General features: G+C 38.1%; 37 protein-coding genes. 1 reads left to right on the plus strand and 36 read right to left on the minus strand.

From position 1 onward, the window contains the following. Positions 1–125 precede the first annotated feature (125 nt). The 30 genes from rplQ to rpsJ all read right to left on the minus strand — a co-directional run bounded on the left by rplQ (position 126) and on the right by rpsJ (position 16,023). On the minus strand, positions 126–506 hold the full coding sequence (rplQ, locus tag QJV49_RS06175; RefSeq protein WP_003130558.1) for a 50S ribosomal protein L17: 381 nt from the start codon (positions 504–506) through the stop codon (positions 126–128). Between the two features lie 18 nt (positions 507–524). Beyond that, a complete protein-coding gene (locus tag QJV49_RS06180) occupies positions 525–1,463 on the minus strand; it encodes a DNA-directed RNA polymerase subunit alpha (RefSeq protein ID WP_003130557.1) in 939 nt (312 codons plus the stop codon). A gap of 47 nt (positions 1,464–1,510) precedes the next feature. After that, positions 1,511–1,894, minus strand: a complete 384-nt coding sequence (gene rpsK, locus QJV49_RS06185; protein WP_010906297.1) for a 30S ribosomal protein S11 — start codon at positions 1,892–1,894, stop codon at positions 1,511–1,513. A 20-nt stretch (positions 1,895–1,914) separates the two neighbouring features. Next, positions 1,915–2,280, minus strand: coding sequence for a 30S ribosomal protein S13 (rpsM, locus tag QJV49_RS06190; RefSeq protein WP_003130555.1), 366 nt, complete (start codon positions 2,278–2,280; stop codon positions 1,915–1,917). Positions 2,281–2,297: 17 nt separating this feature from the next. Next, positions 2,298–2,414, minus strand: a complete 117-nt coding sequence (rpmJ, locus tag QJV49_RS06195; RefSeq protein ID WP_001808836.1) for a 50S ribosomal protein L36 — start codon at positions 2,412–2,414, stop codon at positions 2,298–2,300. Positions 2,415–2,467: 53 nt separating this feature from the next. Continuing rightward, complete coding sequence (gene infA / locus QJV49_RS06200; RefSeq protein ID WP_003130554.1) at positions 2,468–2,686, minus strand: translation initiation factor IF-1; 219 nt, start codon at positions 2,684–2,686, stop codon at positions 2,468–2,470. A 295-nt stretch (positions 2,687–2,981) separates the two neighbouring features. Continuing rightward, positions 2,982–3,629, minus strand: coding sequence for an adenylate kinase (locus QJV49_RS06205; protein ID WP_010906298.1), 648 nt, complete (start codon positions 3,627–3,629; stop codon positions 2,982–2,984). Between the two features lie 139 nt (positions 3,630–3,768). Next, on the minus strand, positions 3,769–5,088 hold the full coding sequence (secY, locus tag QJV49_RS06210; RefSeq protein WP_225512521.1) for a preprotein translocase subunit SecY: 1,320 nt from the start codon (positions 5,086–5,088) through the stop codon (positions 3,769–3,771). Between the two features lie 77 nt (positions 5,089–5,165). Next, complete coding sequence (gene rplO / locus QJV49_RS06215) at positions 5,166–5,609, minus strand: 50S ribosomal protein L15 (RefSeq protein ID WP_003129920.1); 444 nt, start codon at positions 5,607–5,609, stop codon at positions 5,166–5,168. A gap of 278 nt (positions 5,610–5,887) precedes the next feature. After that, complete coding sequence (rpmD, locus tag QJV49_RS06220; protein WP_003129921.1) at positions 5,888–6,067, minus strand: 50S ribosomal protein L30; 180 nt, start codon at positions 6,065–6,067, stop codon at positions 5,888–5,890. A gap of 10 nt (positions 6,068–6,077) precedes the next feature. After that, entirely contained in the window at positions 6,078–6,584 is a 507-nt protein-coding gene (rpsE, locus tag QJV49_RS06225) for a 30S ribosomal protein S5 (protein WP_003129922.1), read from the minus strand. Positions 6,585–6,602: 18 nt separating this feature from the next. Continuing rightward, complete coding sequence (gene rplR, locus QJV49_RS06230) at positions 6,603–6,950, minus strand: 50S ribosomal protein L18 (protein WP_003129924.1); 348 nt, start codon at positions 6,948–6,950, stop codon at positions 6,603–6,605. A gap of 216 nt (positions 6,951–7,166) precedes the next feature. Next, the gene (gene rplF, locus QJV49_RS06235; RefSeq protein ID WP_225512520.1) at positions 7,167–7,703 is read right to left on the minus strand and encodes a 50S ribosomal protein L6; all 537 of its coding nucleotides are present in this window, start codon (positions 7,701–7,703) and stop codon (positions 7,167–7,169) included. Between the two features lie 217 nt (positions 7,704–7,920). After that, positions 7,921–8,319, minus strand: coding sequence for a 30S ribosomal protein S8 (gene rpsH / locus QJV49_RS06240; protein ID WP_011677155.1), 399 nt, complete (start codon positions 8,317–8,319; stop codon positions 7,921–7,923). A 208-nt stretch (positions 8,320–8,527) separates the two neighbouring features. Next, positions 8,528–9,157 (minus strand): DUF6287 domain-containing protein, encoded by a 630-nt coding sequence (locus QJV49_RS06245; RefSeq protein ID WP_058203716.1) that lies wholly within the window; start codon positions 9,155–9,157, stop codon positions 8,528–8,530. Positions 9,158–9,311: 154 nt separating this feature from the next. Continuing rightward, positions 9,312–9,497 carry a type Z 30S ribosomal protein S14 gene (locus QJV49_RS06250; protein WP_003129946.1) on the minus strand — a complete coding sequence of 62 codons (186 nt, stop codon included), beginning with the start codon at positions 9,495–9,497 and terminating at the stop codon, positions 9,312–9,314. Positions 9,498–9,515: 18 nt separating this feature from the next. Further along, positions 9,516–10,058 carry a 50S ribosomal protein L5 gene (gene rplE, locus QJV49_RS06255; protein WP_225512519.1) on the minus strand — a complete coding sequence of 181 codons (543 nt, stop codon included), beginning with the start codon at positions 10,056–10,058 and terminating at the stop codon, positions 9,516–9,518. Positions 10,059–10,077: 19 nt separating this feature from the next. Next, positions 10,078–10,383 carry a 50S ribosomal protein L24 gene (gene rplX, locus QJV49_RS06260; protein ID WP_225512518.1) on the minus strand — a complete coding sequence of 102 codons (306 nt, stop codon included), beginning with the start codon at positions 10,381–10,383 and terminating at the stop codon, positions 10,078–10,080. 133 nt (positions 10,384–10,516) lie between these two features. Next, positions 10,517–10,885: a 50S ribosomal protein L14 gene (gene rplN / locus QJV49_RS06265; RefSeq protein WP_003129953.1), complete on the minus strand. Its 369-nt coding sequence runs from the start codon at positions 10,883–10,885 to the stop codon at positions 10,517–10,519. 22 nt (positions 10,886–10,907) lie between these two features. Further along, positions 10,908–11,168 carry a 30S ribosomal protein S17 gene (rpsQ, locus tag QJV49_RS06270; protein WP_003129955.1) on the minus strand — a complete coding sequence of 87 codons (261 nt, stop codon included), beginning with the start codon at positions 11,166–11,168 and terminating at the stop codon, positions 10,908–10,910. A 20-nt stretch (positions 11,169–11,188) separates the two neighbouring features. Next, entirely contained in the window at positions 11,189–11,398 is a 210-nt protein-coding gene (rpmC, locus tag QJV49_RS06275; protein WP_003129957.1) for a 50S ribosomal protein L29, read from the minus strand. Then, the gene (gene rplP, locus QJV49_RS06280; RefSeq protein ID WP_003129958.1) at positions 11,398–11,811 is read right to left on the minus strand and encodes a 50S ribosomal protein L16; all 414 of its coding nucleotides are present in this window, start codon (positions 11,809–11,811) and stop codon (positions 11,398–11,400) included. Before rplP ends, rpmC begins: the two co-directional genes overlap by 1 nt. A 3-nt stretch (positions 11,812–11,814) precedes the next feature. Beyond that, positions 11,815–12,468, minus strand: coding sequence for a 30S ribosomal protein S3 (rpsC, locus tag QJV49_RS06285; protein WP_003129960.1), 654 nt, complete (start codon positions 12,466–12,468; stop codon positions 11,815–11,817). Between the two features lie 12 nt (positions 12,469–12,480). After that, positions 12,481–12,828: a 50S ribosomal protein L22 gene (gene rplV, locus QJV49_RS06290; protein WP_010906302.1), complete on the minus strand. Its 348-nt coding sequence runs from the start codon at positions 12,826–12,828 to the stop codon at positions 12,481–12,483. A 15-nt stretch (positions 12,829–12,843) separates the two neighbouring features. Continuing rightward, on the minus strand, positions 12,844–13,122 hold the full coding sequence (gene rpsS, locus QJV49_RS06295) for a 30S ribosomal protein S19 (protein WP_003129963.1): 279 nt from the start codon (positions 13,120–13,122) through the stop codon (positions 12,844–12,846). Between the two features lie 159 nt (positions 13,123–13,281). Then, entirely contained in the window at positions 13,282–14,112 is an 831-nt protein-coding gene (rplB, locus tag QJV49_RS06300; RefSeq protein WP_003129965.1) for a 50S ribosomal protein L2, read from the minus strand. A gap of 15 nt (positions 14,113–14,127) precedes the next feature. Beyond that, positions 14,128–14,421 carry a 50S ribosomal protein L23 gene (locus QJV49_RS06305; protein WP_003129966.1) on the minus strand — a complete coding sequence of 98 codons (294 nt, stop codon included), beginning with the start codon at positions 14,419–14,421 and terminating at the stop codon, positions 14,128–14,130. Continuing rightward, a complete protein-coding gene (gene rplD / locus QJV49_RS06310) occupies positions 14,421–15,047 on the minus strand; it encodes a 50S ribosomal protein L4 (protein ID WP_225512517.1) in 627 nt (208 codons plus the stop codon). The genes QJV49_RS06305 and rplD overlap by 1 nt, the downstream gene beginning before the upstream one ends. Positions 15,048–15,072: 25 nt before the next feature. Further along, complete coding sequence (gene rplC, locus QJV49_RS06315) at positions 15,073–15,696, minus strand: 50S ribosomal protein L3 (RefSeq protein ID WP_225512516.1); 624 nt, start codon at positions 15,694–15,696, stop codon at positions 15,073–15,075. Between the two features lie 18 nt (positions 15,697–15,714). Next, on the minus strand, positions 15,715–16,023 hold the full coding sequence (gene rpsJ, locus QJV49_RS06320) for a 30S ribosomal protein S10 (RefSeq protein ID WP_003129973.1): 309 nt from the start codon (positions 16,021–16,023) through the stop codon (positions 15,715–15,717). Between the two features lie 304 nt (positions 16,024–16,327). Here rpsJ and mscL point away from each other — a divergent pair, with 304 nt between their 5' ends. Beyond that, positions 16,328–16,696, plus strand: coding sequence for a large-conductance mechanosensitive channel protein MscL (gene mscL / locus QJV49_RS06325; protein WP_225512515.1), 369 nt, complete (start codon positions 16,328–16,330; stop codon positions 16,694–16,696). A 39-nt stretch (positions 16,697–16,735) separates the two neighbouring features. On the opposite strand, the gene QJV49_RS06330 is transcribed toward mscL, so the two are convergent. The 6 genes from QJV49_RS06330 to QJV49_RS06355 all read right to left on the minus strand — a co-directional run bounded on the left by QJV49_RS06330 (position 16,736) and on the right by QJV49_RS06355 (position 22,683). Continuing rightward, on the minus strand, positions 16,736–18,025 hold the full coding sequence (locus QJV49_RS06330) for an MATE family efflux transporter (protein ID WP_225512514.1): 1,290 nt from the start codon (positions 18,023–18,025) through the stop codon (positions 16,736–16,738). Then, positions 18,022–19,512: a threonine synthase gene (gene thrC, locus QJV49_RS06335; protein ID WP_225512513.1), complete on the minus strand. Its 1,491-nt coding sequence runs from the start codon at positions 19,510–19,512 to the stop codon at positions 18,022–18,024. Before thrC ends, QJV49_RS06330 begins: the two co-directional genes overlap by 4 nt. A gap of 102 nt (positions 19,513–19,614) precedes the next feature. Then, on the minus strand, positions 19,615–20,172 hold the full coding sequence (nusG, locus tag QJV49_RS06340) for a transcription termination/antitermination protein NusG (protein WP_003129977.1): 558 nt from the start codon (positions 20,170–20,172) through the stop codon (positions 19,615–19,617). Positions 20,173–20,369: 197 nt separating this feature from the next. Then, the gene (gene secE, locus QJV49_RS06345) at positions 20,370–20,564 is read right to left on the minus strand and encodes a preprotein translocase subunit SecE (protein WP_225512512.1); all 195 of its coding nucleotides are present in this window, start codon (positions 20,562–20,564) and stop codon (positions 20,370–20,372) included. Between the two features lie 111 nt (positions 20,565–20,675). Next, complete coding sequence (rpmG, locus tag QJV49_RS06350) at positions 20,676–20,825, minus strand: 50S ribosomal protein L33 (RefSeq protein WP_010906305.1); 150 nt, start codon at positions 20,823–20,825, stop codon at positions 20,676–20,678. Positions 20,826–20,865: 40 nt separating this feature from the next. Next, positions 20,866–22,683 (minus strand): acyltransferase family protein, encoded by a 1,818-nt coding sequence (locus QJV49_RS06355; protein WP_225512511.1) that lies wholly within the window; start codon positions 22,681–22,683, stop codon positions 20,866–20,868. Positions 22,684–22,716: the final 33 nt, after the last annotated feature.

Raw genomic sequence — 22,716 nt, forward strand, 5'->3', positions numbered from 1 at the left:
AGACTATAAGCAAGGCTGATGCGAAAGAGAGTCAATCACAACTCAACACATGCACCCACAGAAACCCCCGCCAACATCATAACACTCAATTTAGTATTTTATTATTACTTCAAGATTTAATACAATTAAACCAATTCAATGATTGCCATAGGCGCAGCATCACCACGACGTGGTTCTACTTTAAGGATACGAGTGTAACCACCGTTACGTCCTTCGTAGCGTTTAGCAAGGTCGTTGAATAATTTTTGAAGGGCAGTTGGGAAAGTTTCAGTTTCTTCGTTGAAATCTTTAATTGCGATTTCATTACGTACGTAAGCAGCTGCTGCACGACGAGCTGAAAGGTCACCTTTTTTACCAAGCGTAATCATTTTTTCTACTGTACGACGAACTTCTTTAGCGCGAGCTTCAGTTGTAACGATAGTTTCGTTGATGATCAAATCTGTAGTCAAATCACGAAGCATAGCTTTACGTTGTGAAGATGTACGTCCGAGTTTACGATTGCTCATTTGTTTCCTCCTATATTATTATTTTCTTTTTTTAAGGGAAAGTCCCAATTCAGTCAATTTAACTTTGACTTCTTCTACTGATTTGTGACCGAGGTTTTTGACTTTAATCATGTCAGCTTCGCTCATTTCAACAATATCAGCAACAGTGTTGATACCTGCGCGTTTCAAACCATTGTAAGCACGAACTGAGAAGTCCATTTCTTCAATAATTTTATCGAGCACACGTTCTGTTTTAACTTCATCTTTAACAACAAGTGTTTCGGCTTCAGCTGCAACTTCTGAAAGATCAACGAACAAGTTCAAGTGGTCTGTCAAGATTTTAGCTGAGAGTGATAAAGCTTCGTCAGAAACGATAGTACCGTTTGTAGTAATTTCAAGTGTCAATTTATCGTAGCTAGAATCTCCACCAACACGGGCAGGTTCTACTTGATAATTTACTTTACTTACTGGTGTGTAAATTGAGTCTACAGCAATTGTGCCAATTGGCGCTCCATCGACTTTATTTTCGTCAGCCGGAACATAGCCGTATCCTTTTTTAACAGTCATTACAGCACGCATTGAGTGACCTTCAGCAATAGAGAACAAGTAATGGTCTTTGTTGACAATTTCAATGTCGCTATCAGTTAAGATATCACCAGCAGTAACATCCATAGGACCAGTTACGTCAAGTTCGATTTGTTTTTCAGACTCTACGTATGATTTGATGGCAATTCCTTTAACCGCAAGAACGATTTGGATGACATCTTCACGTACGCCAGGGATTGTTGCGAATTCGTGTTGAACACCTTCAATTTGAATTGAAGTCACAGCAGCACCAGGAAGTGATGACAAAAGGACGCGACGCAGAGAGTTACCTAAAGTTGTACCATAACCACGTTCAAGTGGTTCAACAACGAATTTACCGTAATTTTCTGATTCGTCAAATTTAGTAATTTTTGGTTTTTCAAACTCAATCATGTATGTTCTCCTCTAAGCGAAAAGTGATTAGTGACAAGAGCAACTAATTATACACGACGACGTTTTGGAGGACGTGCACCATTGTGAGGTACAGGAGTCACATCACTGATAGATGTTACATTAAGACCAGCTGCAGCGAGTGCGCGGATAGCTGATTCGCGACCTGAACCAGGACCTTTAACTGTAACAGATACAGTTTTCAAACCTTGCTCTTGAGCAGCTTTAGCAGCAGCTTCTGAAGCCATTTGAGCGGCGAAAGGTGTAGATTTTTTAGAACCTTTAAATCCAAGTGCACCAGCTGATGACCAAGCAAGGGCGTTACCATGAACGTCTGTGATCATAACGATTGTGTTGTTGAATGTTGATTGGATATGAACAATCCCAGATTCAATATTCTTTTTAACACGACGTTTACGTGTAATTTTTGCCATTTTAACTCCTTTCTATTTAATTATTTTTTCTTACCTGCGATTGATTTAGCAGGACCTTTACGTGTACGAGCGTTGTTCTTAGTGTTTTGTCCACGTGTAGGAAGTCCACGACGGTGACGCATACCACGGTAAGAACCGATTTCCATCAAACGTTTGATGTTAAGTGACACTTCACGACGAAGGTCTCCTTCCAGTTTCAATCCATCAAGTTCACGACGAATTGCATCTTCTTGATCTGATGTCAAATCTTTTGTACGGATATCTTCTGAGACACCTGCAGCTGCAAGTACTTTTTTAGATGTTTGAAGTCCAACACCGAATACGTATGTTAATGAAATAACAATGCGTTTTTCGTTTGGAATATCAACTCCAGCAAAACGAGCCATATTTTTCTATTTCCTTTCTATCCCTGACGTTGTTTGTGTTTTGGATTGGCAGGGCAAATTACCATTACACGACCGTTACGACGAATAACTTTACAGTATTCGCAGATTGGTTTAACTGATGGTCTTACTTTCATTGTGTCTTCCTTTCTATGGTTACTGTGCATCATGCACTCAATGAATGTCCGGATTACTTAAATCGGTAAGTAATTCGTCCGCGTGTCAAATCGTATGGTGAGAGTTCAACTTGAACCTTGTCTCCAGGCAAGATACGGATATAATTCTTTCGAATTTTTCCTGAAATCGTCGCCAAGACTTGGTGACCATTTTCGAGTTCAACCGTGAACATCGCATTCGGCATGGTGTCAACGACTTTGCCGTCTACTTCAATTACATCATCTTTTGCCAAGCAAAAGTACCTCCTTAGAAATTTCCCGAAAGATATATACTATATATATCTAAAAAGTCGGACTTATGTATTTTAGCATTTTTCATCAACAAATGCAAGTCTTTCTTTCAGAAAAGCCTTTATTTTTCTAGCTTGAGTACATGTTTAATTTATTACTCGCTTTCAAAGCTATTCATGGCAATGTTTTCGGGTGTTTCATTTTTATAATTTTACTGACAGAGAGCTGTCAGTAAAATTTTGTATTCTAATCTTGCTATTTTATTAAAAAAACCTCTGACAGAGGTTTTTATTTTGATTATCCTAAAACTTTTTTAATATCTTCTGTCACTTGACTAATTTCTTGTTCACCTTCAATGTTTTTAACAAGTCCAAGTTCAGTATAGTGTTCAATAATTGGAGCTGATTCTTTAATATTGACATCCAAACGGTTTTTAACAGTTTCTGGAACATCATCCGCACGTTGATAAAGGTCATGACTACCACAAACATCACAAACGCCTTCAACTTTAGTTGGATTGAAGATTTTATGATAAGTTGCACCACAGTTACGGCAGATGTAACGGCCACTTAAACGATCAACCAAAATATCTGGGTTAACGACGATATTTACAACGGCATCAAGTTTGATTCCAAGTTCTTCAAGCATTGTATCAAGTGCATGAGCTTGATCAATTGTACGTGGGTATCCATCGAGCAAGAAGCCTGAAGCTTTGATATCATCTTGTGCTAAACGTTCTTTAACAATTCCGTTTGTTACTTCATCAGGAACAAGCTCACCTTTATCGATGAAAGATTTAGCAAGTTTACCCATTTCGGTTTCGTTTTTCATTGCGGCACGGAACATGTCACCTGTTGAAATGTGATTCACTCCATAATTTTTAACGATGAACTCAGCTTGAGTCCCTTTACCAGCTCCTGGAAGTCCCATGATTAATAAATTCATTCTATTTTCTCCTGATTTTAATTTATAAATTACTGACAGAACTGTCAGTAAATTGCAGATGTTCTCTGTGATTTTACCTACACTATTTTAGCGTATTTTTGTTAAAAAATAAAGAAAAACCTTGTCTAATGACAAGATTTTATTTTGTTTCAAGTGGATTATCCATAAATCCTGCATATTTACGTTTGAGTAAATATCCTTCAAGTTGTTTCACTGCTTGAATAGCAACTTGAATCAAGATTAATAAGGATGTTCCTCCAAGAGCAACTATTTTTGGTAGTCCCCAAACGTTTTGGGCAGCAATTGGAATGATTGAAATCAAACCGAGGAAGAGTGAACCAACTGTCGCAAGACGCATTAGAAGACGTGAAACATATTTCTCTGTTCCTTTACCTGGACGAACTGATGGAATGTAAGAACCTTGTTTTTGAAGGTTTTCAGCCATCTTTTCAGGATTAACCTGAACGAATGAGTAAAAGAATGTGAAGAGAACAATTAATAATGCGTAGAAAAGCATTCCTGTCCATGTCGTATATGATAGAGCCTCTTGTAAAGTTGACAACCAACCTACGTTACTTCCTTGTGAACGTTGCAAGAACTGCAAAATAGTAGCTGGAGCAGTTGTAATTGAACCAGCAAAGATAACCGGGATAACCCCAGCTGGATTGACACGAAGTGGCAAATAAGAACTTGTTGGAGCTCCTTGGGTCAACTTTGTGTATTGAATAGGTACTTTACGCTCTGCTTGTTGAACAAAAGTTGTAACATAAATAATAATAATTGCTGCTAAGACAAGACCAACAACAAATAACCAAGACATTGGAATTTCAGATGGTCGAACGTTTAAGAATTTTTCATCATAAACAGATTTGACAGCTGATGGAATACCAGAGACAATACCAGCAAAGATAATTACTGAGACACCTGAACCAAACCCTTTTTCATTAATTTGTTCACCCATCCAAGTAACAACCATTGAACCAGTGGTCAAAATCGCACCAATCATCAAATAGCTTTGCCAATTTGGATTTTGCACAATATTTAACGAGCTCATGGCTTGGAAACCAGCAGTAATCCCGATAGATTGTGCCATAGCAAGCACTAAGGTAATGTAACGTGTTGCTTGATTCAGCTTACGACGTCCAATTTCTCCTTGTTTTGACCACTCAACAAATTTTGGCAAAATATCCATTTGTAACAATTGAACAATGATTGAAGCGGTAATATAAGGCGAAACTCCCATTGCAAAGAGTGAGTAGTTTTGCATTGCATTACCAGAAACCAAGTTCATCATGTTCAAGAAAGGAAGATTACTTACTTCTGTCAAGTTTTGAACGTTGACGCCAGGTACCGTAATATGGGCACCTAAGCGGAAAACAAAAAGAATAAAAATCGTAAAGAGAATTCTTGCTCGGACGTCCTTGACCTTAAAGGCTTCCTTAAGAGTCTTAAAAAACATAAAATCTCCTTAAAGCGTTTTAATTGTAAATAGACAATAAGCGGTTGAAAATTCAACCGCCAATTGTAGTGTAAAAATTAAGCTTCTTCTACAGAACCACCAGCAGCTTCAATTGCAGCTTTAGCAGCAGCAGATACTTTAGCAACTTTAACTGTAAGTTTTTTAGCTGTCAATTCACCGTTAGCAAGAACTTTAACACCTGATTTAACGTCCTTGATGATTTTAGCAGCTACAAGAGTTTCAGCTGAAACAGTTGCTCCATCTTCAAGACGGTTCAAAGTTTCAAGGTTAACAATAGCGTATTCTTTACGGTTAACATTCAAGAAACCACGTTTTGGCATGCGACGGAACAATTCTGTTTGTCCACCTTCAAAACCAGGACGTACTCCACCACCTGAACGAGATTTTTGACCTTTTTGTCCACGTCCAGAAGTTTTACCATTACCTGATGATGTACCACGACCTACGCGATTACGTACTTTACGGCTGCCTTCAGCAGCTTTCAATGAATGAAGTTCCATTTTTTTCTCCTTATTTTGTACCTTGCTGTCGCCTATTTTCCATGTAAGGAACGTGAAAAACAAACTCGCCGATACGTTAATATATTTATTTGCCTGATATCAGACTTCTATTATTTTACTATTTTTCGATTGGAATTACAAGCCATTTCGTCGTTTGCAAATATATTTTACTATTCTAAAAAATAGTAAAGTATCCTTTTTTTAAAGTACTCTAGATTTCTAACAGTAAAAAAACAATCCTGTCAGTAAAAACAGAATTGTTATTTTTTTAATATTAATTATGCTTCTTCAACTTTTACCAAGTGAGAAATAGAGTTTACCATACCAAGAATAGCAGGTGAACCTTCTTTTACTACTGAGCTGTTGAGTTTACCAAGACCGAGTGCTTTAACAGTTTTGCGTTGAGCAGGGATACGGCCGATTGGTGAGTTTACCAATGTAATTTTAATTTGAGCCATTTTTTCCTCCTTAGGCGAAATCTGATACAGATTTACCGCGTAATGCAGCAACTTCTTCAGCACGTTTCAATTGATTCAATCCATCAACGGTTGCACGAACAACGTTGATTGGTGTGTTTGAACCAAGTGATTTTGATGTTACGTCAGCAACACCAGCGAGTTCGAGGACGGCACGAACGGCACCACCTGCGGCAACTCCAGCACCTTCTACAGCTGGTTTAAGGAGGATTTTACCACCACCGAAGACACCAAGTGCTTCGTGAGGAAGTGTAGTACCTACCATAGGAACTGTAATAAGGTTTTTCTTAGCTGCTTCGATTGCTTTACGGATAGCTTCAGGAACTTCTTGAGCTTTACCAGTACCGAAACCTACGCGACCGTTACGGTCACCAACAACAACAAGTGCTGCAAAGCGAAGACGACGTCCACCTTTAACAACTTTAGTAACGCGGTTAATTGAAACTACGCGTTCTTCAAATTCGCTTTGTTCGCGATCATTTCTTCTGTTTTCTGCCATGTTTAATTACCCCTTTCCTTAGAATTTCAATCCAGCTTCACGAGCTGCTGTAGCGAGTGCTGCAACACGTCCGTGATAGAGGTAACCACCGCGGTCGAAGACAACTTCTTCAACGCCTTTAGCTTTTGCAGCTTCAGCAACGAGTTTACCAACTTCTGCGGCTTGTTCAGTTTTAGTACCAGTCAATTTAAGTGATGAAGCTGATGCAAGTGTTGTACCAGTTACGTCATCAATGACTTGTGCATAAATGTTTGTGTTTGAACGGAAAACGTTCAAACGTGGAGTTTCAGATGTTCCTGAAATTTTACCGCGTACACGTGTGTGACGTTTTTGGCGGAGTTTGTTTTTATCTGGTTTAGAAATCACAATTCTACCTCTATATTATTTTAAATTTCGATAGTTTTTGCCATCGATTTTCTTACTGACAGAATTACTAGAATGCTGTCAGCAAGCGGGGAGTTTTTGTCTGTCTAACAAAGTTAGCATTGACAAAATACTGGCAATTTGACAAAGTCAAACCACCAATTACGGATAACATTTTTTGCTAAATGAATGTTCAAGTGAACATTATTTTGACAAAAATTATTTACCAGTTTTACCTTCTTTACGACGAACGTATTCACCAACGTAGCGAATCCCTTTACCTTTATAAGGTTCTGGAGAACGACGGCTACGGATGTAAGCTGCTGTTTGACCAACGGCTTCTTTGCTGATACCTTCAACAACGATAGAAGTTGGAGTTGCAACAACAAATTTGATGTTTTCTGGTGCTTCAATTTCGTCTTGGTGAGATTTACCAACTGACAATACAAGTTTAGTTCCTTGTAATTGTGCACGGTACCCAACCCCGATCATTTCAAGTGCTTTAGAGAAACCAGTTGAAACACCTTCTACCATGTTAGCAAGAAGGGCACGAGTAGTTCCGTGGAGCATTTTCATTTCTTTAGTGTCGTTAGGACGTTTTACAGTGATTTCGTTTTCAGCGATATCAAGTGTGATGTTTTCGTTGAATGAACGAACGAGTTCACCTTTAGGTCCTTTGACAGTGACAGTTGCACCGTTTACTTCTACAGATACGCCTGCAGGGATAACGATGACTTTGTTACCAATACGTGACATTTTTTTCTCCTGTTAAATTATCAGATTTGATTCAATCTGTTTTCACGGGTTTTAAATCAAAATTTGATTTAAAAGAACTTTTATTTTACTGACAGTCATAAAATTATTTCTGTCAGTAATTTTGACTTACGAAAAATTCGCTTGTCAGTTTAATGTCATCAAAAAGTCGACATTAAACATTTAGATCAACTCCACAAATGAAGTCTCTCCGAACTAATTACCAGATGTAGGCAATTACTTCACCACCAACATTTGTTTGACGAGCAACTTTATCAGTTACGACACCAGTAGATGTTGAGATGATTGCTGTACCAAGTCCGTTAAGAACTTTAGGAACATCATCAGATTTCACGTAAACACGAAGACCTGGTTTTGAAATACGTTTCAAGTTAGTGATAACTTTTTCACCGTTTTTACCGTATTTAAGGAAAACGCGGATTACGCCTTGTTTGTTATCTTCAACGTATTCAACGTCTTTCACGTAACCTTCAGCTTTGAGGATTTCAGCGATTTGACGTTTGATTTTTGATGCAGGTGCTTCAACAACATCGAATTTACGCATGTTACCATTACGAATACGAGTTAAGAAATCTGCGATTGGGTCAGTCATTACCATAGTGTAATTTCTCCTTATTTGTAGTTTGGGCTTGTTCAAATCCCACTTTCAAATTAATGAGGTCTTTTTCATAAAAAGACCGAACTTAATTAGTATAGCAGAAGTTCCGCACCATGTCAACACTTTTCTTTACAATGTTTTCGGGTGTGTCATGGTTTTTCTATAAAAAAATACTGACAGAATTTCTGTCAGCAACTTTCATCCTGGCTTACGAATTCGGACTTGTTGTATCATTACTTATCTTGTAAAAAAATGACGTTGGGTTAGTATCAAATATTTCCATACCCTCATCATTTGAAGTTATTGCAAATCTATCTTTTGTCCTATCTGTTTTATCCGTTTGTGAAGAGTTTGCAAAAGTTGGCGAGCTGTTAGCCGCAGCAAACATGAACCCCATGTATTTCCCAAGATTCACAGCACCGGCCATAATAATCCCATTCTTTGATTGTGGTCCAGATATAACTCTTTGATATTCTGAACTAAAAATGATGGTACCATTTTTCAGAACAGCTTTACCACCTCCGTCAGTAGTTTGCCATGTTCCGTTTAAAGAAGAATAGTCACCTGCAAGAATTTGTGAGCTATTAGCAGCCTCATACTGACTAGTTGAACTTGGACTTATGTCCGAACTTGAACTTGAACTCGTACTTATACTTGAAGATTGTGAACTACTGCTTGGGAGACTTTCCTTATTTTTTATACTTTGTGACGAACTAGTATGCTCAGCTTTTTCACTTTCTTTACTTCCGCTACCACAAGCTGTTAAAGTCGCTAAAGCTCCTAAAAAAATTACAGAAACTGTTGCATACCTTTTAATTTTAACAAATATCTTTTCCATAAATTTCTCCTATTCTTTAGCTATTATAGCAAATTATTACATTTATTTCACTATTTTCGAAAACGCTCCCATCTCATAGAATTCTAAGATACAAAAAAAATTACTGACAGAAATTCTGTCAGTAATTTTTATTCGTTACACGATAATTAACAAATTACCATGAAGCTTTTTTAACGCCTGGCAATTGACCTTTGTAAGCCAATTCGCGAAGACAGATACGGCAAAGTTTAAATTTGCGGTAAACTGAATGTGGACGTCCGCAACGTTCGCAACGAGTATAAGCTTGTGTTGAGAATTTTGCAGGGCGTTGGTTTTTAACAACCATAGATTTCTTAGCCATTTATGTATTCTCCCTATCTTATTTAGCGAACGGCATGCCGAGTTTAGCAAGCAATTCACGTGATTCTTCGTCAGTGTTAGCAGTTGTTACGATAACAATATCCATACCACGAACTTTATCAACATCATCATAGTTGATTTCTGGGAAAATCAATTGTTCTTTCACACCAAGTGTGTAGTTACCGCGACCGTCAAACGCTTTGTTTGAAACACCGTGGAAGTCACGTACACGTGGGAGTGAAACAGTAACCAATTTATCCAAGAATTCGTACATACGTTCGCCACGAAGTGTAACTTTCGCACCGATTGGCATACCTTCACGAAGACGGAAAGCAGCAACTGATTTTTTAGCTTTAGTAATCAATGGTTTTTGACCAGAGATCAAAGCCAACTCAGCAACAGCTTTATCAAGGTTTTTAGAGTTGTTTACAGCATCTCCAACACCCATGTTGATAACAATTTTATCAACTTTTGGTACAGCCATGATTGAAGTGTAGTTGAATTGTTCAGTCAACGCTGGTACTACTTCGTTAGTATATTTTTCTTTCAAACGATTAGTCATATTAGTTCTCCTTTCCGCCTTAGTCTAAAATTTCGCCAGATTTTTTGTTGAAACGAACTTTTTTATCGTCAACAACTTTGTAACCTACACGACCAGCAACACCATTTTTGTCGAGCACTTGTACGTTAGAAACGTGGATAGGAGCTTCAATTTCAAGAATAGCACCACTTGGGTTTTCTGAGTTTGGTTTTTGGTGTTTCTTCATGATAGCAACACCTTCAACGACAACTTTATTTACTTTTGGAAAAGCTTTGATTACTTTACCAGTAGTACCGCGGTCTTTACCTGCGATAACTTTAACTGTATCACCAGTTTTTACAAACATGTTTAATTCCTTTCTTACGCCCGATGGGCACCCTAATATTTTGCTACTAGGGGACTATTCTGTTAATAATAACAGTAAAATATGATTCTGTCAAAAAAATTCCCCGACAAAACCATATCTCTATAATGCTTGATTAGAGTACTTCTGGAGCAAGTGAAACGATCTTCATGTAGCCACCTTCGCGGAGTTCGCGGGCAACTGGGCCAAAGATACGTGTTCCGCGAGGAGTTTTATCGTCACGGATGAGCACTGCTGCATTTTCATCAAATTTGATGTATGAACCGTCAGGACGTTTCGCACCAGATTTAGTACGAACGATGACTGCTTTCACAACTTCACCTTTTTTAACTGCTCCACCAGGGGCAGCTGATTTAACTGTAGCTACAACGATATCACCGATACCAGCGAACTTACGTGATGAACCACCGAGAACACGGATAGTCAAAAGTTCTTTAGCACCTGAGTTATCTGCAACTTTCAAACGAGATTCTGTTTGAATCATGCTATATTCCTCCTAGTTTTGCTTAGATAATAACTGCTTCTTCAACGATTTCTACAAGACGGAAATGTTTGTCTTTAGACAAAGGACGAGTTTCCATGATACGAACGATGTCGCCAGTTTTTGCAGAGTTGTTTTCGTCGTGAGCTTTATATTTTTTAGAATAGTTAATGCGTTTACCATAGACAGGGTGGTTACGCTTAGTTTCTACGACAACTGTGATAGTTTTATCCATTTTGTCTGAAACCACGCGGCCTTGATAAACTTTACGTTGTTTGCGTTCCATTTATAGTTTCTCCTGACCTATTATTTGTTCAATTCAGCTTGCACAGTTTTTACACGTGCAATAGTTTTCTTGACTTCATCAAGCTTAGCTGTGTTTTCGAGACGACCAGCAGCAGCTTGGAAACGAAGATCAAACAATTCTTTCTTCAATTCAGCTTCACGAGTTGTCAATTCTTCAACTGACAAAGCGCGCAAATCTTTAAGAAGTGATTTAGTTTCGCTCAATTTCATTACGCTTCACCTCGTTTCACAAATTTAGTTTTAACAGGAAGTTTGTGTGAAGCAAGACGCAACGCTTCGCGTGCAGTTGCTTCATCAACGCCGCCCAATTCAAACATGACAACGCCACGTTTAACTGGAGCAACCCATCCTTCAGGAGCACCTTTCCCTGAACCCATACGCACACCAATAGCTTTGGCTGTGTATGATTTGTGAGGGAAAATTTTAATCCAAACTTGACCGTTACGTTTCATGTAACGAGTCATAGCAATACGAGCTGCTTCGATTTGGCGGTTAGTAATCCAGTGAGATGTAGTCGCTTGAAGACCGTATTCACCGAAAGAAATAGTATCGCCACCTTTAGCATAACCACGCATTTTACCGCGGAATTCACGACGGTGTTTTACACGTTTTGGTACTAACATGGATTATTTTTCTCCTTTCACAGATTTTTTAGTAGGGAGAACTTCACCACGGTAGATCCAAACTTTAACGCCGAGTTTACCATAAGTTGTGTCTGCTTCTTCCCAAGCGTAGTCGATGTCCGCACGAAGTGTGTGGAGTGGAACTGTACCTTCTGAATATCCTTCAGCACGGGCAATATCAGCACCATTCAAACGACCAGAAACTTGAGTTTTGATCCCTTTTGCACCAGCGCGCATAGCACGTTGGATTGCTTGTTTTTGAGCACGACGGAAAGCAATACGTGCTTCAAGTTGTTTAGCAATTCCTTCACCAACAAGATGAGCGTCCAAATCAGGTTTTTTGATTTCAACGATGTTGATGTGAACTTGTTTACCAGTAAGTTTGTTAAGTTCTGCACGGAGTGCATCAACGTTAGCTCCTGATTTACCGATAACCATACCTGGTTTAGCAGTGTGCAAAGTTACGATAACTTTGTTAATTGCACGTTCAGTTTCAATCAATGATACTGAAGCATCAGCAAGTTTAGTTTGGATAAGTTGACGAATTGCCAAGTCTTCGTGAAGGTAATCCGCATATTCTTTTTCAGCATACCATTTGGCATCCCAATCGCGAATAACGCCAACACGCATTCCTATTGGATGTACTTTTTGACCCACGTTTTTACCTCCTTATTCTTTCTCAGCTACAACTACAGTGATGTGAGCTGTGCGTTTGTTAATTGGTGAAGCTGAACCTTTGGCACGTGGACGGAAACGTTTCATTGTTGGACCTTCATTAATAAATGTTTCGCTTACTACCAAGTTAGCTTTTTCAAGACCAAAGTTATTTTCTGCATTAGCGATAGCACTATTAAGTACGTTTTCAACTTCTACAGCAGCTTTAGTCGGTGTAAATTTCAAGATTGCAATTGCATCTGCAACACGTTTCCCGCGGATAAGATCGATAACAAGACGAGTCTTACGAGGTGAAACGCGAACTGTTTTTGCAGTTGCTTTAGCTGAAGTAATTTCTGCCATTTTTTTCTCCTCCTATTAGCGACGTGTTTTCTTGTCGTCAGCAGCGTGACCACGATAAGTACGAGTTGGTGCGAATTCACCAAGTTTGTGTCCAACCATATCTTCTTGAACGTAAACTGGTACGTGTTTGCGACCATCGTAAACAGCAATTGTAAGTCCTACAAAGTTCGGGAAGATTGTAGAACGGCGTGACCAAGTTTTGATCACAGATTTTCTTTCGGCGTTGACTTGAGCTTCAACTTTTTTCATCAAATGCTCATCGACGAAAGGTCCTTTTTTAAGACTACGACCCATTTTGCGAGTTTCTCCTTTAAATATTTGTACCACTACCGCTACTAAGGCGGAGTTGGCGGAATTTATAGATGCACTTTCGACATCTTATTAAATTTGACAACAAGTTTTATCAAATTTAACAAGACGCCGAGAAGGCTCTTGTGAAAATAAAGCGACTTATTAGTCGTTGATACGACGAACGATAAGTTTGCTTGATTTTGCTTTCTTGTTGCGAGTCTTGAGACCAAGAGCTGGTTTACCCCATGGAGTCATTGGAGACTTGCGACCAACTGGTTGACGACCTTCACCACCACCGTGTGGGTGATCATTAGGGTTCATTACAGAACCACGTACTGTTGGGCGGATACCCATGTGACGTGTACGTCCTGCTTTACCAAGGTTGATTAAGCTTTGTTGTTCATTACCTACAACACCGATTGTAGCACGGCAAGTTGAAAGAATCATACGAACTTCTCCTGATTGAAGACGAACGAGTGTATATTTACCTTCTGAACCGAGTACTTGAGCTGAAGCACCAGCTGAACGAACCAATTGTCCGCCTTTACCAGGTTTCAATTCAATGTTGTGGATCAATGTACCAACTGGAATGTTAGCAAGTGGCAATGCGTTACCAACTTTGATGTCGGCTTCAGGGCCAGATACAACTGTCATTCCAACTTCAAGGCCTTTAGGAGCCAAGATGTATGATTTAACACCGTTAGAGTAAACAATCAATGCGATGTTTGCAGTACGGTTTGGATCGTATTCAATTGTAGCAACTTTAGCAACAACGTTGTCAGTTGTACGTTTGAAGTCGATTACACGATATTTACGTTTGTGACCACCACCGTGGTGACGAACTGTGATACGACCAGTGTTATTACGACCAGCTGTTTTGCTCATGCTTACAAGCAAGCTCTTTTCAGGAGTACTTGTAGTGATTTCAGCGAAGTCGCTACCAGTCATGTTACGGCGACCGTTTGTGGTAGGTTTGTAAACTTTAATTCCCACGATTTTCCTCCTCTATTATTCTGCGTCTTCGCCGAAGATTTCGATTGTTTTAGAATCTTCAGTCAAAGTAACGATAGCTTTTTTGTAGCCTGATTTAGTACCAGTGTATTTACCAACTCGTTTAGATTTTGGTTTAACGCTGATAGTATTTACTGAGGCAACTTTTACACCAAAGACAGCTTCAACAGCTTGTTTGATGAGAAGTTTATGCGCACGTGAATCTACTTCGAAAGTATATTTCTTTTGATCCATTGCAGCCATAGAAGCTTCAGTAATGATAGGTTTACGGATGATATCATAAAGTGACATTATGCAAGAACCTCCTCAATTTGTGTCAATGCTGATTGAACCACAAGGAGTTTGTCAGCAGAAACGATGTCAAGTACAGATGCTGAATTAGCAGTTGTAACTTTCACGTTTGCAAGATTACGTGCAGAGAGTTCTGCAAATTCGTTACCTTCGTTTGGAAGAACCACAAGAACTTTACGTTCGATTGAAAGTGCTGAGATTACTTTTGCAAATTCAGCAGTTTTTGGAGCTGTAAAGTTAAGTGCATCAACTGCGATTAATTTACCATCAGCAACTTTTGTTGAGTAAACTGATTTAAGCGCCAATTGACGAACTTTTTGTGGAAGTTTGTAAGCGTAGCTACGTGGGTTTGGACCGAAGACAGTACCACCACCACGCCATTGTGGAGAGCGGGTAGAACCTTGACGGGCACGACCTGTACCTTTTTGACGCCATGGTTTTTTACCACCACCAGACACAGCAGAACGATTTTTGTGTGCGTGTGTCCCTTGGCGAAGGCTAGCGCGTTGTGAGATTACAACGTCGAATACGACTGATTCGTTTGGTTCGATACCAAATACTGAGTCGTTAAGTGTAACTTCACCAGCTTGTGAACCATCTTGTTTAAATAATGATACTTTTGCCATTATAGATTTCTATCTCCTTTCCTTCTTATTTAGCTTTGATTGCTGATTTAACAACAATCAATGATTTCTTAGCACCTGGGACATTACCTTTTACAAGGATAACGTTCTTTTCAGGAAGCACTTGTGCGATAACAAGGTTTTGTACAGTAACGCGCTTGTTACCCATACGTCCAGCAAGTTTTTTACCTTTTGGAACTTTGTTAGCTGCAACAGGACCCATTGAACCAGGACGACGGTGGTAACGTGAACCGTGGGCCATAGGACCACGTGATTGACCATGACGTTTGATTGGGCCTTGGAAACCTTTACCTTTAGAAGTTCCGGTAACATCAACAACATCTCCGGCTGCAAATGTATCAACAGTGATTTCTGCTCCTACTTCAGCGCCTTCGAGTCCTTTGAATTCACGAACGAAGCGCTTAGGAGTCGTATTAGCTTTAGCAGCATGACCTTTGGCAGGTTTGTTGGTCAAAACTTCACGAAGTGTATCGAAACCAACTTGAGTTGCTTCGTAACCGTCTGTTTCAACGGTTTTAACTTGAAGAACTGTGTTTGGAGTCGCTTCGATCACAGTAACAGGAATTAATTCACCATTTTCTGTGAAGATTTGAGTCATTCCCACTTTTTTCCCTAAGATTCCTTTTGACATGAGAATTACCTTTCTTAATTAGAGTTTAATTTCAATGTTTACACCACTTGGCAAATCGAGTTTCATAAGTGAATCAACAGTTTTTTGTGTTGGTTCGATGATGTCGATCAAGCGTTTGTGTGTACGCATTTCGAATTGTTCGCGTGAGTCTTTGTATTTGTGAGTCGCGCGGATAACAGTGTAGACGCTACGGTCAGTTGGAAGTGGAATTGGACCACTTACTTCTGCGTTTGTACGTTTAGCAGTTTCTACGATTTTTTCTGCAGCTGCATCAAGGATACGATGTTCGTATGCTTTTAAGCGAATGCGAATTTTTTTAGTTGCCATTTTTTCTCCTCTCGTCTATTGTATTCAATAGGCTAGCTCCACGGGAAAACCGACACGTTAGGTATGGCAATACCTTCGGGTGTGTCGCAACCTCTCGTTTCGTCGCTACATACTGTTTTTAACAGCACTTGTCTATTCTATCAAAGGAGATGTGGCTTGTCAAGGACTTTTTAGACTTTTTTCTAAATCTTTTTTGAGAATGAAGAAATTTACTTAAAATGACAAGAAAGCTTACTTTGTCATCTTTAAACTTTTTGGTATAATTTGTTTGAAGGATTTATAAACTATTATAATAGGAGGATTTATGTTAAAGGAATTTAAAAACTTTATTTTACGTGGGAACGTATTGGACTTAGCCGTTGGGGTTATCATTGGGGCTGCTTTTACTGCTTTAGTTAAATCTTTAGTTGATAACTTGATTAATCCGTTAATCGGAATGTTTGTTCAAAGTACTGCTCTTGCTCATTTGTCAGTAACTGTCGGAAAAACAAAATTCACTTATGGTGCTTTCTTAAATGATGTCATTAATTTCATCATTACAGCGTTTGTTATTTTCATCCTTATCAAATTCATCAATAAACTCTTCCCTAAAAAAGAAGAAGTTGTCGAAGAACAAAAAAACGAAGAATTGGAAACTCTTCAAGAAATTCGAGATTTATTGAAAAAACAATAAAAAAATTACTGACAGAAAAGCTGTCAGTATTTTTTTATTTTAAATTTTACTTGTGAGACCTCGATTAAACTTGATTTTGAGAAAAATAAATCTAAAAAGATTATCAAGTAAAACTGCTAGCCAAACTCCCTCTAGCCCTAATTTTAATCCTAAGGCTAAAAATGCGCCTAAAAGCAATCGAATGCCAAACATTCCTAGTGTTGTGGCATAAAAAGGAAGTTTTGTATTTCCGATTCCCTGAAAGGCTGCTGTATAAGTTGTTGCTCCTGTGACGAAAAAAGTCGCTAAAAACGAAAACAAAATAACAGTAGTACTTGCATTCATGGCAATTCTGTCAGTAGTGAAAAATTGATTTAGAATATTGGCTGTCAGTAAAAGGACCAAGCCAATCACAAACATCATAATCGTCGCTAACCAGTAGGTCTTTTTGATATAAGCTTTAACATTTTCAATACTATTTTCAGCCGCTGCTTGTGCGACCAAAATTACTGTTACGGTTGCCATTCCGAAAACGGGCATATAATTAAATTGTGTAATGCTTTCACCAATTGCATTCCCTGCAAATACACGTTCGCCTAATCTGACAATAATCATCATGATGAGCAAATCGCCCAAACGCATTGACAAACGCTCCCCAGTTGCTGGTAAACTTAACTTAATCAATTGATGGTCCAATTTTTCTTTATAAAATTGAAAATCAGGTCGCTTATCTTTTAACTTATAATAGAGGAAAAGCGTGCCAATAAATCTAGCAATAACCGCTCCAAGTGCTGTTCCCAATACCCCTAAATGAAGAACAAAAATAAAGACAGCTGACAGTATCAAATTTAAAAGACTGGAAAAAAAACTAGCCCACATCGGTGTCTTTGTATTTCCATCAGACCGCAGAAAGGCTCCAAAAGTCGTCATTAAAGCCAAAAGGACAATCAAGCCACCTACTAAACTAAGATAAATAATGGAAAGCTCTAAAACCTGTTGACGAGCACCAAGTAAATAGAGAATAGGTCGTGCTCCCACAACTGAAACTAAGCCTAAAGCAATTCCAACTAAAAAAGTCAGTTTGGTAGCAGAATTAATTAATCTTTTTGGATTTTCCGCTGCCTTCTTTGCAATAAGCACTTTGGCAAATAAACTTGAAACAATTGTTCCCAAAGCAATAAAAATCGCTTGGTAGACCGTGATGAGATTATTAGCCAAAGAAACAGCTGCTACGGCAGAAAGACTAAGGTGAGCAACAATCATTGTGTCACTCACCCCTACAAGCATTTGTAAGAAATTTTCAACAATCGCCGGAAATGCGAATTTTAATATTTCTCTATTTGTTTTCATTTTAAGCCAAGATATTTTTCTACTTCTTTTTGCATTTCAGTGGCTGGAATAACGGTATGATGTAGAACTTCTGCTTCTTCAAGTCCGACGACTGCTTTTGGTAATGGAATCCCACTCAATTTTTCAAGTGATTTAACGGCAGCAAAATCATCTCTATTTACTGACAGCTTTGTTTTAACATTTTCAAGCCCTTCTAAAACAACTTTTGGAAACTTATAAGGACTTGCCGTGCTGACAACAACTGTTTTTTCTTTGGGTTGAATTTGATGATAGACATAATTTGCTACTGCAGTATGAGGGTCCAGAACGTATTTTTCATTTTCAAAAGTTTCTTGAATTTCTTTTGAAATTTCATCTTCTGATGCCCAGTCGGCCACAAACCCTTGAAGTTTAGCAATCATTTCTTTAGAAATTTGATAACGCCCTTCTACTGATAAGGCTGTCAGTAAATCTGAGGTCACTTTATCATTTTCGTCAGTTAATTCAAAAATTAAACGTTCAAGATTTGAAGAAACCAAAATATCCATCGAAGGTGAACTTGTCACATAGAATTCACGATTTTTATCATAAAGTCCTGTTTTGAAAAAGTCTGTCAACACATTATTTTTATTCGAAGCACAGATGAGCTGATGAACAGGCAAGCCTAATTTTTTAGCATAATAAGCCGCTAAGATATTTCCAAAATTTCCTGTTGGAACTGAAAAATTAATTTCTTCTCCGTCAGCAATTTGACCAGTTTTGACAAGTTGGGCGTAAGCATAAATATAATAAGCAACTTGTGGAATCAAACGTCCAATATTCATTGAATTCGCTGACGAAAATTGTTTATTATTTTTCAAAAGTTGATCATGTAAAACTTTGTTATTAAACATTTCTTTTACTGCTGTTTGAGCTTGGTCAAAGTTTCCATCAATTCCAACAACATGAACATTTTCCCCTTTTTGAGTCAGCATTTGTTGCTCTTGAATATGGCTGACACCACCTTTGGGATAAAAAACAATAATTTTTGTTTGGGGCACATCAGCAAAACCGGCCATTGCGGCTTTCCCTGTATCTCCAGAAGTTGCAGTCAAGATAACAATTTCATTAGTCACACCATTTTTCTTAGCCGCTTGGGTCATTAAATGAGGTAAGATAGAGAGTGCCATGTCTTTAAAAGCAATCGTTTCACCATGAAAAAGTTCAAGAATATAGTGATTCCCAAGTCTTTTAAGCGGTGCAATTTCCGGACTATCGAATTTTTCTCCGTATGCTTTTGTCACCATTGATTTAATTTCGTCAGCAGAAAAATCATCAAAAAATGCTTTCAAAACAAGTTCAGCAATTTCTTGATAAGAAGCATTTTTTAATTTTTCAAAGTCTAAATCAACTCTTGGAAAGTCAACGGGAACAAAAAGTCCACCATCTTCTGCCAAACCTTGCAAAATAGCTTGCGATGCCGTTTTTTTATTTGATTTATCACGTGTTGACTGATAAAAAGTTACCATGATATTTATTCCCCAATCACATTTTTTATAATTATAACAAATATTCTGTAAACTCGCAAAAAGCCACGAATTCTCGTGGCTTTTTTTTATTATCATACTTAATTAAGCTTGAATATCTTCAATTTGGTGCATGTCCAATTCAACTGGAGTTGCACGCCCAAACATATCAACAGTCAGAGTCAATTTGTCGCCATTGATTTCTGTGATTGGAGCTTCAAATCCTGAAAAGGCACCGTCAACAATACGAACACGTTTTCCAACAAATACATCAAAATCAATTTCACGAACAACTTTACCCATGCCAACTAAAATATCTTGAATTTCTTGTTCAAAAAGTGGTGTAGGTTTTGATCTATTCCCGTGTGAACCAACGAATCCAGTAACGTTTGGTGTATTACGGACAATAAACCACGCTTCATCAGTCATATTCATTTCAACCAAAACATAACCTGGGAATAAGTTTTCTTCGACTTCTTTCATTTTGCCGTTAACTTCTGTACGAATTGTCTCAGTTGGAATTTCGACACGCAAAATTTTGTCAGCCATGTTATAAAGTTCGGCACGTTCAAGCAAATCTTCTTTAACTTTACGTTCGTAACCTGCATAGGTTTGAATCACGAACCAACCTTGGTCAAAACTTACTAAATTATTATCTTCCATTTGAAATACCTCTGTATTTATTTTTTTACTTAATCAGTTAAAATCCCAGCTGACAGAAATTCTGCCAGTAATTTGGGTATAAGAAAAAGGGCCAAGCCCTTATCAGATAATATTATTATATCATATTTATCTTGAATTAAAAGGACTTTTAATAAAATTAGAAAAGAAAAATCCGTCATAAATGACAGATTTATAGATTATTTAAGAAATGGTACCAAATGGTCAACACTAAATGTAATTCCGTGTTGAGTTACCCAATCGAAAATTATGATGAACACCAGGAAGAAAGCAGTATATTCAATGACCATAAAAAAATCACGAACAGATTGTTTTCTGCTTGGCCAAGTGGTTAATTTCATTTCTTCAACAATGCTACCAATAAATTTAAACATAATCTCTTCCTATCCCCGCCACAAATTTACTGACAGAGTCCATTTCTTATAAAAGTTTACTGACAGAATGTCAGTTCGCCGCGTTTAAAACCTATTAAAAGTAAATACGATTTAACGCGTTTCTTTGTGTAATGTATGCTTGCCACAAGTACGACAAAACTTTTTAACTTCAACTCGTTTTTCTTTCGCAACTGACGAAAGATTGAGGGTATAATTTCGTGAACCACATATGGTGCACGCTAATCCAGCTTTTCTTAACATATTATCTCTTATTCTATCAAAAATTATTTAGAAGCGCAAACTATTTTTCCACATTGGTCAGACTATTAGCTACTAAAGCGGCGTATTTTTCGGCCCCTGTTCCTTTAGGATGAATATTATCACTGTAGAACCATGAACTTTGACCAGATGCTTTTTTATTCCAATCAATAATTTTCAAATTTTTATATTTCTTTGCCATTTTCGTCAGCAAATCATTATTAGGTTTTGCCCAAACACGGTCTGCGTGGACATTCATCCAATAAACAGGTTTATTTCCAGCCACTTTCATCGCTGCATCAATTTCGGCTTCTTTAATTGTTCCGTTTGTTCCTAGACCAATTAAGTAAGCATCAGGATTAGGCATTTTTGATTTAGCATTCGTTAAGTCTGTAGCTAGTGACTCCGCTTGTCTTCCAACTGCTGCATCAATATACATGTGTGGAAAAACTTCTTGAAGATTTGTAGATGCGGCAACCATAACCGAATCTCCAAGGGCTAGAACATTCATTTGAGAGGCTTTCTCAGCAACTACAGGTTGAACCTTATACTTTTCTGCTACCGCCTTTAAGGACATTGGTACTTTGTTATTAGCTTCAGCCAATTGTTTCTTTTGTAGAGCAACCTGTTGAGCCATTATTTTTTCTTCAATCACTCGTTGGTCATGAGGTGAAGGCGGTGAAAAAATAATGAAACCTAAGCTTATCAGAGCAAGCCCTGAAAGGAGCATCGGTAAAATATTCTTTTTAAGTTTCCAACCCTTTTCTCGAACAAAATTTTGAAGGATTTCTAAAATATTACTATAATCAAAGCGCTGCGCTGGCAACTCAATCAAACGATATGAAAGTTCCGTCAGAATAAGAATGAGCGCCAATTGCCAAATTAAATTATACCAAGCGGTAGGAGCAAGTACCTTAGCTTCAGCGAAAGCAAAAACAGGAAGTTGCCACAAGTAAATTCCGTAAGAACGTGAGCCAATATATTCAAAAACAGGGTTTGAAAATAGTTTGTTAGTCGGAAGGCTTGGATGTGCCACTAAAGCAACCATTATCACACTGAACAAACTTGCTAGCCACATTCCACCATAATAAGTAAATGTCCCTTGAGCAGGCATAAAGATGTAAGCAAGCAGCAAGAACAAAGATAATCCAATAGTCAATTGCCACGCAATTTTAGTCGCTCTTTTATTAACTTTATGAGAGAGTTTATTCAAAGGCCAAATAAAAGCAAGACTAGCCCCCATTATCAAGCTAAAGAAACGTGTATCCGTTCCATAATACACCCTCGTTGGGTCTGCCCCGGGAACGAAAAGGATTGCCATCAAGATAGCCGAAATCAAAGCTAAAACATTGGCAATAATAAATATTCGCCCTCTTTTTTTAACAAATTTTAACAAAACAATCAAAAGCAAAGGCCAAAGGATGAAGAATTGTCCCTCGATTGATAAATAATAAATATGTTTAAAAGGTGAAGCACCGGCAATATCAGCAAAATAAGAACTTCCTTGCGAAATCTGCCACCAGTTCTGAACCGAAAATATAGCAGAAAGGAAATTAGAACGTAATCCCGCCCACAAATTAGGTTGAAAAATGATGATATAAGGTGTCACAAGAAGAAAAATTGCAACTAGTAAAGGATAGAGACGCTTTAATCTTCTTCCCCAAAACTTCCAAATATTAATCTTCTTATTTTTTTCATACTCGCGAAGGAGCGAATCCGTCACCAAATAGCCCGAGAGAACAAAGAATAAAACAACACCAAGAAAACCACCCTGAACATGGTTTGGCCAGAGGTGATATAGAATAACTGTTAAAACACCAATCGTCCGTAATCCATTAAAACCTGTGACGTAACGCTTCATTTTTCTTCTCGATTTCTATCTTTATTCTTTAAA

Source organism: Lactococcus sp. NH2-7C (assembly GCF_029953655.1).
GTDB classification, from domain to species: Bacteria; Bacillota; Bacilli; order Lactobacillales; family Streptococcaceae; genus Lactococcus; species Lactococcus lactis.

What these genes read in the sequence shown, in the direction of transcription:
- rplQ (WP_003130558.1), bottom strand. Translation starts at nt 506, where the DNA reads ATGAGCAATCGTAAACTCGGACGTACATCTTCACAACGTAAAGCTATG.
- QJV49_RS06180 (WP_003130557.1), bottom strand. Translation starts at nt 1,463, where the DNA reads ATGATTGAGTTTGAAAAACCAAAAATTACTAAATTTGACGAATCAGAA.
- rpsK (WP_010906297.1), bottom strand. Translation starts at nt 1,894, where the DNA reads ATGGCAAAAATTACACGTAAACGTCGTGTTAAAAAGAATATTGAATCT.
- rpsM (WP_003130555.1), bottom strand. Translation starts at nt 2,280, where the DNA reads ATGGCTCGTTTTGCTGGAGTTGATATTCCAAACGAAAAACGCATTGTT.
- rpmJ (WP_001808836.1), bottom strand. Translation starts at nt 2,414, where the DNA reads ATGAAAGTAAGACCATCAGTTAAACCAATCTGCGAATACTGTAAAGTT.
- QJV49_RS06205 (WP_010906298.1), bottom strand. Translation starts at nt 3,629, where the DNA reads ATGAATTTATTAATCATGGGACTTCCAGGAGCTGGTAAAGGGACTCAA.
- secY (WP_225512521.1), bottom strand. Translation starts at nt 5,088, where the DNA reads ATGTTTTTTAAGACTCTTAAGGAAGCCTTTAAGGTCAAGGACGTCCGA.
- rplO (WP_003129920.1), bottom strand. Translation starts at nt 5,609, where the DNA reads ATGGAACTTCATTCATTGAAAGCTGCTGAAGGCAGCCGTAAAGTACGT.
- rpmD (WP_003129921.1), bottom strand. Translation starts at nt 6,067, where the DNA reads ATGGCTCAAATTAAAATTACATTGGTAAACTCACCAATCGGCCGTATC.
- rpsE (WP_003129922.1), bottom strand. Translation starts at nt 6,584, where the DNA reads ATGGCAGAAAACAGAAGAAATGATCGCGAACAAAGCGAATTTGAAGAA.
- rplF (WP_225512520.1), bottom strand. Translation starts at nt 7,703, where the DNA reads ATGTCACGTATTGGTAACAAAGTCATCGTTATCCCTGCAGGCGTATCT.
- rpsH (WP_011677155.1), bottom strand. Translation starts at nt 8,319, where the DNA reads ATGGTAATGACTGACCCAATCGCAGATTTCTTAACTCGTATTCGTAAT.
- QJV49_RS06245 (WP_058203716.1), bottom strand. Translation starts at nt 9,157, where the DNA reads ATGGAAAAGATATTTGTTAAAATTAAAAGGTATGCAACAGTTTCTGTA.
- QJV49_RS06250 (WP_003129946.1), bottom strand. Translation starts at nt 9,497, where the DNA reads ATGGCTAAGAAATCTATGGTTGTTAAAAACCAACGCCCTGCAAAATTC.
- rplE (WP_225512519.1), bottom strand. Translation starts at nt 10,058, where the DNA reads ATGACTAATCGTTTGAAAGAAAAATATACTAACGAAGTAGTACCAGCG.
- rplX (WP_225512518.1), bottom strand. Translation starts at nt 10,383, where the DNA reads ATGTTTGTAAAAACTGGTGATACAGTTAAAGTTATCGCAGGTAAAGAC.
- rplN (WP_003129953.1), bottom strand. Translation starts at nt 10,885, where the DNA reads ATGATTCAAACAGAATCTCGTTTGAAAGTTGCAGATAACTCAGGTGCT.
- rpsQ (WP_003129955.1), bottom strand. Translation starts at nt 11,168, where the DNA reads ATGGAACGCAAACAACGTAAAGTTTATCAAGGCCGCGTGGTTTCAGAC.
- rpmC (WP_003129957.1), bottom strand. Translation starts at nt 11,398, where the DNA reads ATGAAATTGAGCGAAACTAAATCACTTCTTAAAGATTTGCGCGCTTTG.
- rplP (WP_003129958.1), bottom strand. Translation starts at nt 11,811, where the DNA reads ATGTTAGTACCAAAACGTGTAAAACACCGTCGTGAATTCCGCGGTAAA.
- rplV (WP_010906302.1), bottom strand. Translation starts at nt 12,828, where the DNA reads ATGGCAGAAATTACTTCAGCTAAAGCAACTGCAAAAACAGTTCGCGTT.
- rpsS (WP_003129963.1), bottom strand. Translation starts at nt 13,122, where the DNA reads ATGGGTCGTAGTCTTAAAAAAGGACCTTTCGTCGATGAGCATTTGATG.
- QJV49_RS06305 (WP_003129966.1), bottom strand. Translation starts at nt 14,421, where the DNA reads ATGTCACTTTATGATATCATCCGTAAACCTATCATTACTGAAGCTTCT.
- rplD (WP_225512517.1), bottom strand. Translation starts at nt 15,047, where the DNA reads ATGGCAAAAGTATCATTATTTAAACAAGATGGTTCACAAGCTGGTGAA.
- rplC (WP_225512516.1), bottom strand. Translation starts at nt 15,696, where the DNA reads ATGTCAAAAGGAATCTTAGGGAAAAAAGTGGGAATGACTCAAATCTTC.
- rpsJ (WP_003129973.1), bottom strand. Translation starts at nt 16,023, where the DNA reads ATGGCAACTAAAAAAATTCGCATTCGCTTAAAAGCATACGAACATCGT.
- mscL (WP_225512515.1), top strand. Translation starts at nt 16,328, where the DNA reads ATGTTAAAGGAATTTAAAAACTTTATTTTACGTGGGAACGTATTGGAC.
- QJV49_RS06330 (WP_225512514.1), bottom strand. Translation starts at nt 18,025, where the DNA reads ATGAAAACAAATAGAGAAATATTAAAATTCGCATTTCCGGCGATTGTT.
- thrC (WP_225512513.1), bottom strand. Translation starts at nt 19,512, where the DNA reads ATGGTAACTTTTTATCAGTCAACACGTGATAAATCAAATAAAAAAACG.
- nusG (WP_003129977.1), bottom strand. Translation starts at nt 20,172, where the DNA reads ATGGAAGATAATAATTTAGTAAGTTTTGACCAAGGTTGGTTCGTGATT.
- secE (WP_225512512.1), bottom strand. Translation starts at nt 20,564, where the DNA reads ATGTTTAAATTTATTGGTAGCATTGTTGAAGAAATGAAATTAACCACT.
- rpmG (WP_010906305.1), bottom strand. Translation starts at nt 20,825, where the DNA reads ATGTTAAGAAAAGCTGGATTAGCGTGCACCATATGTGGTTCACGAAAT.
- QJV49_RS06355 (WP_225512511.1), bottom strand. Translation starts at nt 22,683, where the DNA reads ATGAAGCGTTACGTCACAGGTTTTAATGGATTACGGACGATTGGTGTT.